Origin of the sequence: Dickeya lacustris (genome assembly GCF_029635795.1) — a bacterium.
GTDB classification, from domain to species: domain Bacteria; phylum Pseudomonadota; class Gammaproteobacteria; order Enterobacterales; family Enterobacteriaceae; genus Dickeya; species Dickeya lacustris.
Map to the genome: position 1 here is coordinate 3,600,589 of NZ_CP114280.1, position 17,915 is coordinate 3,618,503.

Below are 17,915 nucleotides of genomic sequence, written 5' to 3' on the forward strand. Positions count from 1 at the left end.
ATGATGAATGCATTTTTTAATGACGAATGCTTTCTTGAATGGTGACTGTTTTCTTTAATGATAAGTATTCCCTTTAATGAGGATATTTGCGGCCCGGCATCGCGTCGCTTCTGTGCATAGCCTGGTGGAGCAAGCCGGGCCGCTAAAATCGGTGCAGACAGGTCGCTTTGCGGGGATAATCGGCGCTCCGCTTGGCTGAATGCGGATTGATCTGATGGATTTATCAGTCATTAATCCATGAACTATAGCGAATTGAACGGTTTAAGGATGAAAATAATGAAATTAGAGTGTCGTCGTATTTCTCGGGTGTGTCTTTTGTCGCTGTTATTCCTCAGCGCCTATGGTTATGCGGAGGGGAAAATTATCACCGCGAAGCAGGCTATCGGGTGTGATAAAGCCGCGCCGCTCAGTAGTGATAACGCCTGCCCTTATCCGTTTGATGTTGAAAGGGCGGATGCAACCTTTAGAACGACCCTCAGTAAAGCGATGAGAAAAGCCGGGCTTGGCAAGCTATGGGACAATGGCGGCGCGCTGCGCGGGCCGCAAACACCGCTTGAGCCTGTTACCGTTTCCGGTGTGACCTGGCTGCGCGCTTCTTCCTGTGAGCAGCATAACTGTGGCGATCACCATATTGTCTACCTCTATCAACCCGAGAAAGCGGCATTCGTCGCGCTTTATAATAAGGGCGATAAGCAGCTTGTCATCGGCAAGCCGGATGCGGCGCAGTTAAGTGCCTTGCAGTCCCAATAAGGCTGTTACCCGCGCGTGTTCTCTATTCACATACGTTATGCCCCTGAATAGAGAACGCGGCATGATAGGGTAAACACAACCCATTGACGCGATTGCGCAGAGCGGCGCGCAATCGCGCTCTCGCCAGTGCATCACCGGCTGGCATCAAGCCCCAGCCCCAGCAACAGCACACCTGCCAGCGACGCGACGATAAGACGCGACGATTAAGAAGCGACGATAAAGAGCATCATACCGGGAATGAACATACGGCGACGGCCCACCCAGACGCCCAATAGCAGAAACCCGCCACAGATCAGCGTGTCAGCATGTTGAATCCACGATAAGCCAGCGGGGAAAACCCCGCGCCGTCTGAATCTTGAAACTTACCAAAAAATCCCTATAACATGAGGAGGGCATTGAAGATAACGAGAGCGATGTGCATAAAAAAACCTATGCGATGAGGTATGTTGCCGGGCAACCCGCAGAGCGCGTTTTTCCGCCTCAAACCATGCAGGATTTAAAACAACAGTCCGCGTTATCGTTGACGCCGCTGGTGCCATTGGCCGATGTACTGCGCGTGATGGTGTGGAATATTTTTAAGCAGCAACGTACCGACTGGCTCGCTGTATTGAAGGCATTGAGCCAAAACGCGCAGTTGGTTCTGCTGCAAGAAGCGCAATCCACCCCTGAGCTGATTCGTTTTGCGACAACGCATTACCTTTCAACGGAGCAGGTTCCCGCCTTTATTTTTCCCCAACACCCGTCAGGTGTGATGACGCTATCCCACGCTCACCCAATGTACTGCTTCCCGTTAAGGGAGCGAGAGCCGCTGATCCGGCTGGCAAAATCAGCGCTGATTACCGTTTACGCATTGAGCGACAAGCGTTTGTTAATGGTAATAAATATTCATGCCGTCAATTTTAGTCTTGGCGTGGAGTCATACAAAAAACAGCTGGATAGCGTGGGCGAGCAGTTAGAGAAGCACCATGGCCCGGTGATTATGGCGGGCGATTTTAACGCCTGGAGCCAACCACGGGTCAGCGCGTTGTATCGGTTTGCCCATAACATGGCGCTAAAGGAAGTGACGTTTTCTGATGATCAACGGCGCAAAGCGTTTGGCAGGCCGCTGGATTTTGTCTTTTATCGGGAGCTGAATGTGGTGGCGGCAGCGGTATTGACGACCGAGGCGTCCGATCACAATCCGCTGTTGGTGGAGTTCGACATGGCAGGCGGGCTCTAGCCGCACCTCTTTCTAACGACTATCGCTCTAACGACCATCTCTAACGAGCATCTCCCTCACGGCAATTCCCCTCATGGTAATTACGCAGTGTGCCAGCGCAGCGCCTTGATAACTAACTCAAAAGCGGCTGGCAGATGCTGCCGGCTTGGGTAGTAGAGATAGTATCCGGGAAAGCGCGGGCACCAGTTGTCCAGCACCGATATTAACGTCTGAGAGGCGAGGTGTTCCGCCACCAAATCGCGCGGCACGTAGGCGAGGCCCATGCCGTCACGCGCGGCCTGAATCATCAAAAAGGTATTATTGAACACCGTCTGGCCAGTAACGCGAACCTGGGTTTTCTGCCCATGGTTTTCAAATTCCCAGGCATACAGGCCGCCATGGGTCGGCAGCCGAAGGTTGATGCAGTTATGAGCCATCAGATCTTCAGGCAAGAGAATGGCGGCGCGGCCTGCCAGATAGTCTGGCGCGGCGACGACGGCCATCGGCACATCCGGTGTAATGCGCACGGCAACCATGTCTTTATCGACTTGATCGCCCATACGGACTCCGGCATCAAAGCGTTGAGCGGCAATGTCTGTCAGTTCATACCCGACATTAAACTCGATATTGATATCCGGGTAACTCATCAGCAATGGCTGTAGCCGGGGCCAGAGTACGGTGACTATCGCATGATCATTGGCGGTGATACGCACAGTTCCCGCAGGGTTATCGCGCGCAGCGCGCAGGGAGGCCAGTTCAGCTTCAATTTCATTCAGGCGCGGGGCCAGCACCCCCAACAGCCGATGACCGGCCTGCGTTGGGGAGACGCTACGCGTGGTGCGAATGAGTAACCGAATGCCCAGACGCTCTTCAAGCCCCAGCAACGTGTGGCTCAGGGCCGAGCGGGACACGCCCAATATCGCCGCCGCCCGGGTGAAACTGCGCTCTCGGGCAACGGTGACAAAAGCCTGAAGATCGTTGAGTTTTTCTTTGGTCATGATTGGTGATTTTTTTGCACATGTGTATGTCAATTTGAGCACCTTATCATTTAATCACGCCTCCCATACACTCTATCCATCACGTTATATCCATCACGTTATACGGTGTATTCACCGCGTTTTTTTGAGTGTTCTTTCGGGAGGAAAACCATGCAAAACCCGCTCAACGCCATCCAGCAAGCCGTCATTCCCGTTGCTGCTTTCACCGCCTCGGGGGAGTTGACCCGCCTGGAGACAGCCTTGAATGATGGCCTGAATGCCGGGATGACGATTAACCAGATCAAAGAGGTCATCGTTCAACTGTACGCCTATGCCGGTTTTCCCCGCAGCCTGAATGCGTTAGGGGTCTTGATGCAGGTGTTGGCGCAGCGCCAGCAGGCAGGGATTCATGACCAAGCCGGTGGTGAAGCAACAGCATGGCCAGATGGCGAAAACAGCCTTGCCATCGGTACGCAAAACCAGACGCGTCTGGTGGGCCAGCCGGTCAGCGGCCCGCTCTTTGAATTTGCGCCGGTGATTGACCGGTTTCTCAAAGCACACCTGTTTGGCGATATTTTTCAGCGAGATACGCTGGACTGGCAGACCAGAGAGTTAGCCACTATCTCCGCGCTTGCGGCGCTCTGCGGTGTGAATAGTCAGCTTAAGAGCCACTATGCGATAAGCCTGAATACGGGGATAAGCCCGCAGCAATTACAGGCATTTATCCGCTGTCTGGCCCAGACATGCGGTGGGGATGTCGCAAGCAATGCGCAGGCGGTACTCCGAGAGGTGATACCGCTTCAGGATGAGCCGGTATTGGCTGCGCCATCAACATCATCCGTTAATACTCATTCCCTTCCCCCTCACTTTGATGGTAACGGCGTGTTCCCGAAAGGTGTCCGCAATGACGCCTACGCCCAATATTTTCAGGGCACCAGTTACCTGAACATGCTGTCTACCGAGGGGGTGAAAATCGGCAATGTGGTGTTTGAGCCGCGCTGTCGTAATCACTGGCATATTCACCACAAGGGCGGGCAAATTCTGCTCGTGACGGGAGGAGAAGGGTGGTATCAGGAATGGAATCAACCGGCGCGGCCTTTGCGCGGCGGCGATGTCGTCACTATTCCTGCCGGAACCAAGCACTGGCATGGCGCGGCAAAAGACAGCTGGTTTGCGCATCTTGCCGTTGAAATACCGGCAGAGGGCGCATCTAACGAATGGCTGGAGCCTGTCTCTGAGCAGGATTATGACCGGCTACCCGCCTGAATCTCGCCGGTATGCTCAGGCATCAATACGTTTAGGCATCAATACGTTCAGGCACACCGCAGGCGGTGTGCCTGAAGACGGGTTCGCACAGGCGGTTCTTTCAGACACCGCTGCCGACGTCTTGCCATGCCTGCCAGAGTTTTAGCCGTTCGCTGTAGATATGCGGCACGACCTCGCTTGCCAGCGGGCCAAAGAAAATGCGCAGCGGCGGTTCATCGGCATCAACCACCTTGAGCAGCGCGGGGCCGACGATATCGGGATCGGCGATGGGCATTGAGGTGAAGCTGGCATTCACCGCGCTATGCATGCCCTCGTAAGAGGCCAACGGCGAGGCGTGTACCGCTGATGCGGAAAAGTCGGTACTAAATGGCCCCGGCTCAACAATGGTGACATGAATGCCAAAGGCGGCAACCTCCTGAGATAACGCATCGGCAAAGGCTTCGACAGCGGCTTTCGAGGCGCTGTAGATACCGGTGGACGGGAGTGACGCCAAACCGAGCAGGCTTGAGAGCATAATAATGTGGCCACCACGTTGAGCGCGCAGGTAGGGTAACGCGGCCTGCGTGACCCACAGTGGGCCCAGCACGTTAGTATCAAACTGGGTGCGCACGTCTCGCTCGCTAATTTCCTCAACCATGCCGAAAACGCCATAACCGGCGTTGTTGACCACCACGTCCAGCCGCCCGAAATGCGCGTGCGCCTGGTTGACGGCGGCGGTGACGGCGGTTTTATCCGTGACGTCTAGCGCTAACGGCAGCAGGGCGCTACCGTAAACCGCTGTCAGGTCGGCGAGCGCGCCGAGCGTGCGCGCCGTTGCCGCAACGTTATCGCCACGCTGAAGCGCCGCCTCAGTAAAACGGCGGCCAAATCCACGAGAAGCCCCGGTGATAAACCAAACTTTACGCATAGACATATCCTTGCTGTTGCTTTGGTGAGGGTCTGACTGCACCAGACCTGACATAGCGCTGATGGCTGCATGGCCGCGTTACCCCGACCGGTCAATTCACCGGCGTCAATTCACCGGTGTTAATGCGCCGTTTTTTTAATCCGCGCTGGTTTTAATGTCTCGGGTTTTAATGTCTTTGGTGTTAATTTCCCTGGTGTTAATTTCTCTGCTTTCGCTGCGCGTGTTCAATCGGCGTCCCAGCGGCGAAACAGCACGCTGGCATTGACCCCGCCGAAGCCAAACCCGTTTGACAGCGCGTACTGCATCGGCAGTGCCCGCGCCTGAGCCGCCACCAGATTCAGGCCGCTGGCCAGCGCATCCGGGTGGCTCAGGTTGAGCGTCGGGGGCACGATTTGATGGTGCAGCGCCAGCACGGTGAAGATAGCTTCAACGCCACCGGCTGCGCCGAGTAAATGACCGGTGCTGGACTTGGTTGAGGTAATCGCGACGTCGGATGGGGCACCGAACAGCGAGCGAATCGCACTCAGCTCTGCGCGATCGCCGACCGGCGTCGAAGTGGCATGAGCGTTGATGTGCTGAACATCATCGGCGGTGATACCGGCCTGAGAGAGCGCCAGTTGCATTGCGCGTTGAGCGCCCTCGCCATCCTCCGGGCCTGCGGTTAAGTGGTAGGCATCGGCGCTGGTGCCATAACCGACCAGCTCCGCCAGCGGGCGTGCGCCGCGCGCCAACGCATGCTCGAGGGATTCGATGACCAGCAACCCGGCGCCCTCGGCCATGACAAACCCGTCTCTCTCGCTGTCAAACGGACGAGATGCCTGTTGTGGCCTGTCGTTGAAGGCGGTTGATAGCGCGCGCGCCGCCGCAAAACTGCCGAGGGTGGTGCGGTGCAGCGCGGCTTCCGTGCCGCCGCACAGGGCGATATCGGCTTCGCCACTGCGTATCAGCCGCGCGGCATCGCCAATGGCCTGCACCCCGGCGGCGCAGGCCGTTACCGGTGCGCCGAGCGGCCCTTTGAAGCCATGCGCAATAGAGACATGGCCTGCCGCCATGTTGGCGAGAAACGAGGGGGCGGTAAACGGCGACAACCGGCGCGGCCCGCGCGTATCGGTTGTACGTACCGCCTCGGCGATGGCGCCAAACCCGCCGACGCCAGAGGCAATAATGGTCGCGGTACGCAGGCGTTGCGACGCTTCGCTGGGGTGCCATCCCGCCTGATCGAGCGCCTCTTTTGCCGCTACACGCGCAAACTCAATGAAGCGATCCATTTTCTTGCGCTCTTTGGGCGCGATAATATCCTCTGCGTCATAGCCCGCCTGCGGATCTTCCTGACGGTCTGGTACCCGAGCGCCTATCAACACCCCGGTTCCCTCGGTAAATTCGGCAGGTAGCGTGCGAATCCCCGATTGCCCGGCCAGCAGACGAGACCACACGACGTCGCTGCCGCAGCCCAATGGCGAGACAATCCCTGTTCCCGTCACGACGATGCGTACCGTATTTCCCGTACCCATAGTGTATTTACCTCTAAAAAGTCATCAGCGCGTGTGGCATCAAGTGCGTGGCATCGCGGCTTAAAGGCCAAAGGTTTTACGTAAGCTGGCATCCACCGGGCCGGCGGGCATAAAGCGGCGCAGTTTGCGCAGCAAAGAGGCCTGCCCCGACGGTGTGCGGCGCATCTGCCACGGCCCCAGCGCCGCCTTGACAACGGTGTCGGCGACGCCCTGCGGGTCAGGCGCATTTTTCACACTGTTGACAATCGCCCGTGACGCCTGCTCCCGCTCACGGGCATAGCTGTCCAGCGGCGCGCCGACCTGCGGAGCGTTGATGTCGAGATTGGTTCGGGTGAACGAGGGCTCAACCAGCGTGACGCGAATACCAAACTGGCGTACCTCGTGATCCAGACTCTCTGTGAGCCCTTCCACCGCGTGTTTGGAGGCGCAATACAGCCCCATATAAGGGGCGGGCAGGAAACCGAGTACCGAACTGATATTGACTATCCGCCCGCGCCCTTGCGCCCGCATGTGCGGCAGCACGGCTTGTACGGTGCGCATGATGCTGAACACGTTGGTTTCAAACAGGGCGTGCGCTTCCGCCGTCGTCGTTTCTTCTACCGCACCGACCAGGCTTGTCCCTGCATTATTGATAAGTACATCAATACGTTGTGCCTGCTCAACGATAGACTGAATCCCCCGTTTTACAGCGTCATCCTCGCGCACATCCATTTCGATAAGCGTCACGCCGGGTAAGGGAGGGGCCGAGGCGAGGTTGCGCACCGTGCCGAAGACCTTGCACCCTTGGCCGGCAAAGGTCTTGGCGACGGCGCGTCCGATGCCTGACGATACGCCGGTGACGACAACAACATGGGCTTTATGGGCTTTTGACATCACAACTTCTCCGAAATCAGTTAAAAGCGTCGATAATCGCTCAAGACGCAGGGGTCGGTTTGATTTTGAACCAAATGGCATACATGGCTGGCAGGAACACCAACGTCAGGATGGTTCCGGCCAGCGTGCCGCCAATTAACGTGTAGGCCAGCGTTCCCCAAAACACCGAATGGGTGAGCGGGATGAACGCCAGAATCGCCGCCAGCGCCGTCAGGATGACTGGCCGGGCGCGTTGCACCGTGGCCTCGACCACCGCGCGGAACGGGTCTAATCCCGCCTGTTCGTTGTGGTGAATCTGCCCAATCAGGATCAGGGTGTTGCGCATCAAAATCCCGGACAGCGCAATCAGGCCGACCAGGGCGTTAATGCCAAACGGCTGCTGGAAAAGCAGCAGGGTCGGCACCACGCCTATCAACCCCAGAGGACTGGTGGCGAACACCATCACCATCGCCGCAATCGATCGCACCTGCAAAATGATGATAAGCAGCGTGAGGGCTATCATGATGGGGAACAGCGGCAGCATCGCCTGAGTCGCCTTGGCGGACTCCTCGATAGAACCGGCCTGCTCGATGCGATAACCGGCAGGGAGGTCGTCGATAATCGGCTGTAGCTGTTTCATGACGGCGGTGGAGACATCCGGCGGTTGCAGCCCGTCGGCGATATCGCCGCGCACGGTGATGGTGAGCGTGCGGTCGCGTCGGCGCAGGATTGGGTCTTCCATACGCACGTCAACGGTGCCGATTTGCGATAACGGAATACGCTGCCCTGCCGAGCCGACCAAGGTAAAGTCGGCGATTTTGGCCGGGTCAAGACGAATGTCGCCCGCTGCGCGGCCAATGACCTGCACGGCGCGAATATCTTCACGCACATCGGTCAGCGCGATGCCACTGAGCAGGAATTGCAACTGCGAAGAGACGGAGCTGGAGGTTAACCCCACCGCCTGCAAACGGTCTTGATTCAGGGTGAAGTGCAGCGTCGGTACGCGTGACCCCCAATCGGTATTGACAGTGCGCATCATTGGGCTTGCCTGCATGACGCCTTCAATCTCATGCGCAATCGCGCGCAGCGTGTCCGGGTCTGGCCCCATCACGCGGTAGGCCACAGGGAACGGCGACGGCGGGCCGAATACAATCTGGGTTACGCGCACCCGTGCTTCGGGAGCCAGCCCGTCAGCAATCGCTTCGCGCAACCGCAATTTCAGCGCTTCACGCTCCTTGTCGTTACCGGCGAGTACCACGATTTTGGCAAACGACGGGTCGGGCAATTCGGGCGACATCGCCAGAAAGAAGCGCGGCGCGCCCTGGCCGATGTAGGCTGTCACGATGCGGGCTTCTTGCTGTTTCGCAAGCCAGGCTTCAACCTTTGCCGTTGCGAGACTGGTTTGCTCGATGGCGGTGCCATACGGCATTTGTACTTCAACCAGCACTTCCGGGCGATCGGAGGTCGGGAAGAACTGTTTCTTGACCACCGCCATGCCGAGCACCGCCGTGGTAAACAGGCCGATGACCGTTGCGGCGACCAGCCATTTGCGGGCTATCACCTGCGTCAGCACCTGCCGAAAACGGTTGTAGCGGCGGGTGTTGTAGATAGCCTCGTGCCCCCCTTCGACCGTCTTGATGTCCGGCAGCAACTTCACCCCCAGATAGGGCGTAAACGCCACCGCCACCACCCATGAGGCAATCAGCGCGATACCGACAATCCAGAACATGTTGCTGGTGTATTCCCCGGCGGTAGAGCGGGCAAAGCCATTGGGCATAAAGCCGATGGCCGTCACCAGCGTGCCGGAAAGCATTGGCGCGGCGGTGTGGCTCCAGGCATAGGCGGAGGCCTTGATGCGGCTGTAGCCCTCTTCCATTTTCACCACCATCATTTCGATGGCGATGATGGCATCATCCACCAGCAGGCCCAGCGCCAAAATAAGCGAGCCGAGCGTGATACGGTCGAAATTTTTGCCGCTGGCGGCCATGATAATAAACACCACCGCCAGCGTGAGTGGCACCGCTGCGGCTACCACAATGCCGACGCGCCAGCCCATGCTGACAAAACACACCACCATCACAACGAGTAAGGCGACAAAGAATTTGACCATAAACTCATCGACCGCCGAACTGATGTTGACCGCCTGATCGGTCACTTTGGTCAGCGTCATGCCCAGCGGTAACGTTGCGTTAATGTCGGTGATTTCTGCCTCGAGCGCTTTGCCGAGCGCCAGCCCGTTCCAGTCATCGCGCATGACGATGCCAAGCAACAGCGCAGGCTCGCCATTGTTGCGCACCATAAAGGTGGCGGGGTCTTCATAGCCTCGCTCGACGGTCGCGACATCGGATAATTGCAATGTGCGTCCCTGTGCGACGATGGGCGTTCTGCGGATTTTTTCCAGATTGTCGAAAGCGCCGTCGATACGCACGAAAATTTGCGGCCCTTTGGCTTCGATAGAACCCGCTGGCGTCAGCACGTTTTGGCTGTTAAGCGCGGCGAAAATATCCTGCGGCGTGATGCCAAGCGTGGCCAGCCGATCATGGGAAAATGAAACGAAGATGCGCTCGGATTGCTCGCCGATGATATTGACCTTCTTCACCCCGGCAACGTGCAGCAACTGTTGGCGCAACGCTTCGGCATCGCGCACCAGCCGCCGCTGGGGTTCACCTTTGGCTTTCAGCGCAAACAGCGCGAATGTGACGTCGGCATACTCATCATTAACCATGGGGCCTATGACGCCAGCAGGCAATTTCCTCGCTTCATCGCCGAGTTTCTTGCGTGCCTGGTAGAACTCCTCCTGAACTTGCGAGGGCGGGGTGCTGTCCATCAGCGAAACCATGGTGAAGGCCAGCCCGGGCCGGGTGTAGGTTTCTGTACGATCGTACCAGCGCAGTTCCTGCATACGCTTTTCCAGCGGCTCGGCGACCTGCTCTTGCATCTCCCGCGCCGTTGCGCCCGGCCAGGCGGTGATAATGGTCATCTGCTTGATGGTAAACGGCGGGTCTTCCGCGCGCCCAAGCTGGAAAAACGCCAGAATACCGGCGACCGAGATAAGGAAAATCAAGAACAGGGTGATGGCGCGCTCGCGTACCGCCAGCGCCGACAGGTTGAAACGGTGTTCGCTCATGGGCGGCCCCCCGCAGCAGCGTCAGGGCCTGAGACTCTCACCGCTTCGCCTTCATGCAGCAGATGCGCGCCGAGTGCGACAATGCGCTCACCTTGCTGTATTTGCCCGGTGACGCGCGCATCGTCATCTCCCATGTGTTGGATAGCGACAGGCCGCCAGGCTACCGTTGCCGGTTCGCCATGAATCACCCACACGCCCGGCCCTTTTCCGGCATCAAACACGGCGGCCAGCGGCACCTGAAAACCCGGCTGCGCGGCGCTTTGCTCAACGGGGATCTGGATTGTCACCGTACTGCCCAGCGGCGCGTTGGCCAGTTCACCCTGCAGAACATAGCGCGCTTCAAATGTGCGCGTTAGCCGGTCTGCGGTATGGGACAGTTGCCGTAACGTGGCGGGAATACTGACGTCTTCTTTGCCAAAGCGCGTTGCCAGTGCGCGGGAGCCGATGTCCGGGCGCAGCGTTTCCGGCAATTGGATGAGCGCTTCCCGCTGACCGGCCTGAGCCAGGCGCACCACGCTCTGACCGGCACTAACCACCTGACCGGGTTCGGCCAGCGTGTCCATAACGATGCCATCGCCATCGGCAATCAGAACGGCGTAACGACTGGCATTACGGGCGACGTCAGCCTGTGCTTGCGCCGCACTGAGATCGGCTTTGGCTGTGTCAGCGGCCGCTTTGACCTGATCATAGGCTGATGCCGATATCGCACCGGTTCCGCGCAGGCTGCGATAACGCGCTTCATCTTCAGCGGTTTGTTGCGCCCGCGCCCGGGCAGCGGCTACGGCCTCTTGCTGTGCGCGTGCGGCAAGCTCCAAATCGACAGGATCAAGACGCATCAGCGCTTGCCCGCGTTTGACCGCTTGCCCGGTGTCCACCAGTCGCTCCAGCACCTTACCGGAGACACGGAACCCTAACTCGCTCTCAACCCTTGCGGCGACGGTTCCCGTGAAGGTGCGTGACTCAATACCCGCCGCCTGAACGATTGCGGCGCGCACCAGCGGCGCTTGAGTGCGTGGATCGGAGGGTGCTTTTTCGCCGCAAGCGGCCAGCACAAGCGGCAATGCGCAGATGACTGCAAATGAAAGGCGGCTGCGACGAGCCATATAGAGAGTCCCCTTGAGGATTAATCAGGAGACTCATCTTTAATCATGTGACCAAATTAGTCAATAGTCACTTTAATCTGATGCACGTTGTGCTAGGGCGACAGGCTGCGCAGCACCAGGCTGGACAATTGCGCCGGTGCTTCGTCGATGTAATCAAAACTGTGTTGTAGCATCAGCGGGTTGAGGTAGGGGCGGATGACGAGATAAATGGCGGCCGTGGCTTCATCAAGCGGTGTTTTACGTTCAAAATCGCCGCTCTGTCGCCCTGCCTGCAAGATATCCTGCAACAGTACCTGAATCCGCTCCTCGTAGGCGATCGCCGATTGCCAGCGTTCGCGCGCCGAGGAGGCGGCTATTTCATACAGTTTCCTGTCCTGAAAAAATAACCGCAGGCTTGATTCGATGATGGCTTTAAACATCCGGCGCAATTTTTCCGGCGGCCGGTCAGCGTCGTCGATGGCGGCACGCACCTCTTCTTCTATCTTTTTCAGACAGTTGGCGCAAATCATCTCGCCAATAACCTGCTTGGATGAAAAGAATTTATAAATATAGGCTTTTGAAAATCCTATTGATTTCGCAAGGTCGGAAACGGTGGTTTTATCATAGCCATACAGCCTGAAGTGCTCTGTTGCGGCGCTTACTATCTGATCCCGCACATCATGATCGGCCGGGCCCCGGTTCGACACGGGATAAGGGTTTTCTTTACTCATCGTCTGCAATTGACCCCTGAGGTAATACATGGCAGCAGTTTACCCGTTGACCTCCTCATTGACAACGAGTGACTAATTTGTAATATGGTCACAATTCAGTGCTGTGTCTACATGGGAAAAAATATGTTACCGAGGCTCCCCTTCATCGCTCTTGCTACGGCAGGCTTGCTCGCCGGTTGTGCCGTTGGCCCGGATTACTCCCGGCCCGACCTTGCCATGCAGGAGAAATATCTTGGTCAGGCGGCTGTAAATCAACGGCATACGGCGACTGTCACCGAGCAGTCTGGCTGGTGGGAAGCGTTTGGCGACCCGCAATTAACCCACCTGGTGATGCAGGCCCGGCAGCAAAACCTCTCGCTTGCGCAGGCGGCGGCGCGTGTGATGCAGGCCCGGGCCGGTCTTGGCGCGGCCAATGCCGCGTTATTGCCTTCCGGCAACGTTTCTGCTCAGGGGAGCCGCGCTTATCAGTCGGTTGAGACCCCGCTTGGCAGGGTGATGAGCGCAACGCCGGGGTTTGAGCGCTACGGCAATGCTTACGAGGCCAATCTTGGCGTCAGTTGGGAGCTGGATGTATTCGGTGGCCTGCGCCGTGGGCGAGAAGCGGCGCTTGCCGAGTATCAGGCATCGGAGGCGGGGTTGGCGGCAACTCGCCTGTCGGTGACGGCGCAAACCGCCGATATCTACATCACGATTCGCGGGCTACAGGCTCGATTGAGCGTCGCCCGCCAGCAGGTACAAACCCAGCAGACGTTGCTCTCAACCCTTCACCGTTTGTATGAGAAGGGGCTGGCGGCGGAACTTCAGGTGAGTCAGGCCGAGGGCGCGCTGGCGCAGGTGCAGGCATCCGTACCGGTGCTACAAAATGCGCTGGATGCGGCGATGAACGCTCTGGATGTGATGTTGGGGTCTACGCCGGGAACGTATCGCCCGTTGCTGGCAGACGTCCGCGCCATTCCGCTTGCGCCGCCGATAGCCACCGCCGCCTCACCGCGTGACTTGCTGCGGCGCAGGCCAGATCTCATCGTGGCAGAGCGTCGGCTGGCCGCGTCCAGCGCCGGTATTGGCGTGGCGATGGCCGAGTATTACCCCAAATTTTCTCTCAGCGGGTTGCTCGGCAGCGCGACAACGGTGTCTGGCGGCAACCTGTTCTCTGGCGCGGCCAATCAATCCTCCGCTGTGGTGGGATTACGCTGGCGGTTATTCGATTTTGGCCGTATCAATGCGCAAATTAATCAGGCCAAAGGCCTGGAAGCCGAGCGGCTGGCGGCCTATAAGCAAGCGGTGTTGCAAGCGACGGAAGAGGTAGAGAACGCGTTTTCGGCGCAACTGAACCGTGAAGCGCAAGCGCAGACGCTGACGCAAGGGGTGGATTCGCTACAGCGGGCGCGGGAGGCCGCCTTTGCCGCCTACCAGCAAGGCACCGTCAGCCTGATTGAGGTGCTGTACGCTGACGACAGCGTGCTGCGCGCCTCGGATGCGCGCCTGCAGGCGCAAACCGAATCAGCCCGCGCAGCGGTAGCGGCGTTTAAGGCGCTTGGCGGCGGCTGGCAACCCGAAACACCGCAGCCGTCGTCGCTGGCGATGCGCGGAAATCATGGCGTGGCATCACCTCAAGAACACGCAACATCGGGTGCGCCGAATGAAAATGAATAAATTATCGTCAAACGTGAATCGCAGCGATGCACCCGGCGCAGGGCTGCTCGCCAAAGCTATGCTGGCCGGGCCCATACTGACGGTGATGTTGCGCCTGGCGGTGCCGACGGTGACGGTGCTGGTGGTGCAAACGCTGGTGGGTGTGATAGAGACCTATTTCGTGAGCTCGCTTGGCGCGGATGTGCTGGCTGGCGTAGCGGTGGTTTTCCCCGTGCTGATGCTGATGCAAATGATGGCGAACGGCGGTATTGGCGGCGGATTGTCTTCCGCTATTGCGCGCGCCAGCGGTGCCGGTCAGTGGCAGGATGTGCAGGCGCTGGTGTGGCACGGTGTGATGATTGCTGGCGTGATGGGCGTGGCTTTTGCCGCCGCACTGCTTATCGGCGGCAAGGCGTTATATCACATGATGGGGGTGGAAGGGCCCGCGCTTGCGGCGGCGTTGACGTATTCCGGCGTTATCTTTGCTGGCGCGCCGCTTATCTGGGGCGTTGCGTTATTATCGGCGGCACTGCGCGGTGCCGGTGATGCCAAAACGCCTGCGCGCATTACGTTGCTGGGGGTGGCGCTGTTATTGCCGTTGTCGCCCGCCCTGATTTTAGGGTGGGGGCCGCTGCCATCATTGGGCGTTGCCGGTGCGGGGGTGGCGGTTCTTATTTATTACCTTTTCTCTGCCCTGTTATTGATAAGGCATATGCGCGCTGTCGGTAGTGTTATTCGTTTACAGGCAACGCCGCTGAGGGCGCGGTTATTTAAGGATATTCTCGGCGTTGGCTTGCTCTCGGCGATTGGGACAGTGCAAATCAATTTAACCGTTGCCGTGGTTACGGCAGCGGTAGGGCGCTTTGGGCCGGATGCCATTGCCGGGTACGGCATCGCGTCAAGGCTGGATTATTTGCAAATTCCGCTGCTGTTTGGCCTGGGAACAGCGCTCATGACGATGGTGGGTGTCAATCTTGGTGCCGGGCAGGTACAGCGCGCGCAGCGTATCGCCTGGGTTGGCGCTGGGGTGGCGTTTGTCTTTACCGAGCTAATCGGGCTTGGCGTGGCGGCGTATCCTCACCTGTGGCTCACGCTGTTTAGCGACGAGCCAGCCGTCCTGACGGTGGGAAGCCGCTATCTGCAAAACGTCGCGCCGTTTTACGGGGCGATAGGCGTCGGCATGGCGCTCTATTTTGCCGCTCAGGGCGCGAAACGCGTGCTATGGCCGGTACTGGTCGGCACTGTGCGTATGGTTATTGCCGCATTAGCGGGGTGGCTGGCCGTAACGCACTTTGACGCCGATTTATCCGCGCTGTTTAACATCGTTGCGTTAAGTGCAGGCGTTTATGGCGCGATGACGCTGGTGGCGAACATTATCGTCGGGCGTGTAATGATGATGCGCGCAGGCAATCAAACGCGTCGCTGTCGCCACTCATCTAAGCCAAGGCTTGACGAGCAACGCGTGGAATAAACGGCTAATTGGCATCGCGGTGTTGGTCAGCGCCAAAGCGTTGGATGAGAAAATCGATCGCGCTGCGCAGTTTTATGGAAGGGCGGCTGTCCTGATGGTAAATCAGGTACATCGGTGTGGGTTTGTATGACCAGTCAGGCAGAACCTGCACCAGCCGACCCTGAGAGATGTCGTCGAGTAAAATCGACTCAGGTTGCAGTACGATGCCGCAGCCATTCAGTGCAGCAATCCTGAGCGCATTGCCGTGATTGGACATAAAACGGCCATTAACAAAAGCCTGAAACACTTCGCCATCGGGCCCAATCAAATCCCAGCGGTATTGATGTAACCAGTACGATATCCCAAGACAACTGTGGTGAGTCAGCTGACTGGGGTGTACTGGCGCGCCGTGCTGCTTGATGTAGTCTGGCGATGCGGCCAATATCCGGCGATAGGGACGTAATGGCCTGGCAACGATCCCCGGCTGATCGACTTCGCCAATCCGAATACCCAGTTCGTAATTGCCATCAATCAAATTTGAAACCCGATTATCCAACGTCAGCATAATATCGACTTCCGGGTTTCTTGACATATATACGCTCAATTCCGGCACTAAGCGCTGGCTGCCAAAACTGACGGGGGAGACCATGCGAATCAACCCTTTGGGGGTTGCCTGTAATTCCATCGCGCTATTTTCGGCCAGGGACACTTCTGCCAGCACCCGGCGACACCTGTCAAAGTAGAGCTGCCCGACCTCCGTCATCTGTTGCCATCGTGTTGTTCGGTGTAATAACCGAGCGCCAAGTCGTTGTTCTATCGCTCGAATTTGCTTGGCAACCATGGTCGTTGAGACGCCGCTGATATCCGCAGCGGCGGTAAAACTGCCGCATTCAACCACCCTGACAAACATCTCCATTCCGGCAAGCTTATCCATCATTAAGAACCTATAGGTTTTAATTCAATGAACCTTTTACATATTTATCATTATACCTGTTTAAGTAAAGATAACGTTGTCGATGCTCAATCGAGTGTCCTAAAAAATAAGAGGAAATATGCCAATTATTCGTTTGGAAATGCAACCGGGCCGTACGGATGAACAAAAACGCAATTTTGCGCGTGAAGTGACTAACGTTGCGGTTGAAACCTTAAAATGTAAGCCGGAGAGTGTTGATGTGGTGATTATTGAGGTGCCTAAGGCGCACTGGGCAAAAGGGGGAGAACTACCCGCCAACTCACTTCCTGCGTAAATGAATATCGATAGTCAGCGCATAATGGCTGTGCTGGTTAACTTATGAATTAACCTTATTTAATATATACCCGTTATACTTCAAGTTGCTGGTACGCAGGCCTTCCTGCAACTCAAATTATTTCGGGTATAGTATTCTTGCTAACTTATACCATTGAAAATGGTGTGAGTAATTTTTTATGATATATAACCGAGATATTCAATGATGAAAAATTCCTATTCAAAAGGTGTCATCTGTTGTCTTATAGCAACATTGTCATGGGGGGCAACATTTCCCATTATGACCAGTGCTCTCCTGCGTTTTGATCCTTATACCTTTACCACATTGCGCTATGGTTTTGCTGGTATCGCATTATTGATTGCATTATATCTACGTGAGGGTAAATCCGGGCTGAAATTAAAAGGCGAACGCGTTGGTCTGGCCTGGTTATTGGGTTCGGCTGCGTTTGTCGGCTTTGGATTCTTCGTCTTCCTTGGTCAGCAAATGGCTGGGGAAAATGGGGCGTTGACGACGTCAATCATGATGGCAACCATGCCGATGCTGGGCATTCTTGTTAATTGGGTGTTACGTAAAGTTGCACCTCCTGCGATATCTATTGGGCTCATCATGATGTCTTTTTTTGGCGTGATGACGGTAATTACTAAAGGGCATTATAGTAGTTTATTTGATTCACCTGCTAACTATAAAGCTAATGTACTTATTATCTTTGGCGCGCTCTGCTGGGTTATTTATACGGTAGGTGCTTCATTTTTCCCTTCATGGTCTGCGATAAAATATACCGCCTTAACGACATGCCTGGGCATGAGCAGTGTATTGGTTATTAATGGTATTTTATACTTAACTGGGTTAGTATCAGTGCCGTCGGTCAGTGACTTTTTATTTGTTATTCCCCATGTTTTCTATACCGCGATTGTTGCCAGTTTTATTGGGATATTGTGCTGGAATATTGGCAACAAGATCCTTACCCCACTCAATGGGGTGCTCTTTATGGATGTAGTGCCAATTACCGCATTCTCAATTTCGGCCATAATAGGTGTGGAGCCGAGTATGCCTGAAATTACTGGTGCATGTATAACAGGGGCTGCACTTATCTTGAATAACCTCTATCTTAGATACCGTAGTCCAAAAAATAGTGTTATTCCTGTGCGTATTCACTGATTTTTTTGTCTTTTTTTTACTGTCTTT

15 protein-coding genes and 1 pseudogene are annotated in these 17,915 nt (G+C 56.6%); 8 read left to right on the forward strand and 8 right to left on the reverse strand.

Features of this window, described 5'->3' with window-relative positions; translation table 11 throughout:
* Positions 1–276 precede the first annotated feature (276 nt).
* Together O1Q98_RS16235 and O1Q98_RS16240 are read left to right on the forward strand one after the other, a co-directional pair.
* Positions 277–750, forward strand: coding sequence for an Ivy family c-type lysozyme inhibitor (locus O1Q98_RS16235; protein ID WP_164512962.1), 474 nt, complete (start codon positions 277–279; stop codon positions 748–750).
* 415 nt (positions 751–1,165) lie between these two features.
* Positions 1,166–1,969: an endonuclease/exonuclease/phosphatase family protein gene (locus O1Q98_RS16240; protein WP_125258523.1), complete on the forward strand. Its 804-nt coding sequence runs from the start codon at positions 1,166–1,168 to the stop codon at positions 1,967–1,969.
* Between the two features lie 80 nt (positions 1,970–2,049).
* Here the strand turns inward: O1Q98_RS16240 and O1Q98_RS16245 are convergent, their stop codons facing one another.
* Complete coding sequence (locus O1Q98_RS16245; RefSeq protein ID WP_125258556.1) at positions 2,050–2,949, reverse strand: LysR family transcriptional regulator; 900 nt, start codon at positions 2,947–2,949, stop codon at positions 2,050–2,052.
* A gap of 147 nt (positions 2,950–3,096) precedes the next feature.
* Here O1Q98_RS16245 and O1Q98_RS16250 point away from each other — a divergent pair.
* Together O1Q98_RS16250 and O1Q98_RS16255 are read left to right on the forward strand one after the other, a co-directional pair.
* A pseudogene (locus O1Q98_RS16250) lies at positions 3,097–3,654 on the forward strand (carboxymuconolactone decarboxylase family protein); the annotation flags it as partial.
* A gap of 87 nt (positions 3,655–3,741) precedes the next feature.
* Entirely contained in the window at positions 3,742–4,191 is a 450-nt protein-coding gene (locus tag O1Q98_RS16255; protein WP_240632726.1) for a cupin domain-containing protein, read from the forward strand.
* Positions 4,192–4,291: 100 nt separating this feature from the next.
* On the opposite strand, the gene O1Q98_RS16260 is transcribed toward O1Q98_RS16255, so the two are convergent.
* The 6 genes from O1Q98_RS16260 to O1Q98_RS16285 form a co-directional block, all read right to left on the reverse strand.
* Entirely contained in the window at positions 4,292–5,098 is an 807-nt protein-coding gene (locus O1Q98_RS16260; RefSeq protein ID WP_125258525.1) for an SDR family NAD(P)-dependent oxidoreductase, read from the reverse strand.
* A 224-nt stretch (positions 5,099–5,322) separates the two neighbouring features.
* Entirely contained in the window at positions 5,323–6,609 is a 1,287-nt protein-coding gene (gene fabF, locus O1Q98_RS16265) for a beta-ketoacyl-ACP synthase II (protein WP_125258526.1), read from the reverse strand.
* A 60-nt stretch (positions 6,610–6,669) separates the two neighbouring features.
* The gene (locus O1Q98_RS16270; RefSeq protein ID WP_125258527.1) at positions 6,670–7,482 is read right to left on the reverse strand and encodes an oxidoreductase; all 813 of its coding nucleotides are present in this window, start codon (positions 7,480–7,482) and stop codon (positions 6,670–6,672) included.
* A gap of 40 nt (positions 7,483–7,522) precedes the next feature.
* Entirely contained in the window at positions 7,523–10,588 is a 3,066-nt protein-coding gene (locus tag O1Q98_RS16275) for an efflux RND transporter permease subunit (protein WP_125258528.1), read from the reverse strand.
* Entirely contained in the window at positions 10,585–11,691 is a 1,107-nt protein-coding gene (locus O1Q98_RS16280; protein ID WP_125258529.1) for an efflux RND transporter periplasmic adaptor subunit, read from the reverse strand. The genes O1Q98_RS16275 and O1Q98_RS16280 overlap by 4 nt, the downstream gene beginning before the upstream one ends.
* Before the next feature lie 92 nt (positions 11,692–11,783).
* Entirely contained in the window at positions 11,784–12,401 is a 618-nt protein-coding gene (locus O1Q98_RS16285) for a TetR/AcrR family transcriptional regulator (protein ID WP_125258530.1), read from the reverse strand.
* Between the two features lie 123 nt (positions 12,402–12,524).
* Here O1Q98_RS16285 and O1Q98_RS16290 point away from each other — a divergent pair, with 123 nt between their 5' ends.
* Both O1Q98_RS16290 and O1Q98_RS16295 read left to right on the forward strand, forming a co-directional pair.
* Positions 12,525–14,054, forward strand: a complete 1,530-nt coding sequence (locus O1Q98_RS16290) for an efflux transporter outer membrane subunit (protein WP_125258531.1) — start codon at positions 12,525–12,527, stop codon at positions 14,052–14,054.
* The gene (locus O1Q98_RS16295; protein ID WP_240632724.1) at positions 14,041–15,504 is read left to right on the forward strand and encodes an MATE family efflux transporter; all 1,464 of its coding nucleotides are present in this window, start codon (positions 14,041–14,043) and stop codon (positions 15,502–15,504) included. The genes O1Q98_RS16290 and O1Q98_RS16295 overlap by 14 nt, the downstream gene beginning before the upstream one ends.
* 4 nt (positions 15,505–15,508) lie before the next feature.
* Here the strand turns inward: O1Q98_RS16295 and O1Q98_RS16300 are convergent, their stop codons facing one another.
* Positions 15,509–16,420, reverse strand: coding sequence for a LysR family transcriptional regulator (locus O1Q98_RS16300; protein ID WP_240632725.1), 912 nt, complete (start codon positions 16,418–16,420; stop codon positions 15,509–15,511).
* A gap of 115 nt (positions 16,421–16,535) precedes the next feature.
* On the opposite strand from O1Q98_RS16300, the gene O1Q98_RS16305 reads away from it, so the two are divergent.
* Both O1Q98_RS16305 and O1Q98_RS16310 read left to right on the forward strand, forming a co-directional pair.
* Positions 16,536–16,730 carry a 4-oxalocrotonate tautomerase gene (locus tag O1Q98_RS16305; protein WP_125258532.1) on the forward strand — a complete coding sequence of 65 codons (195 nt, stop codon included), beginning with the start codon at positions 16,536–16,538 and terminating at the stop codon, positions 16,728–16,730.
* Positions 16,731–16,931: 201 nt separating this feature from the next.
* Positions 16,932–17,888 carry a DMT family transporter gene (locus O1Q98_RS16310; protein ID WP_125258533.1) on the forward strand — a complete coding sequence of 319 codons (957 nt, stop codon included), beginning with the start codon at positions 16,932–16,934 and terminating at the stop codon, positions 17,886–17,888.
* The last annotated feature ends 27 nt before the right edge of the window (positions 17,889–17,915 follow it).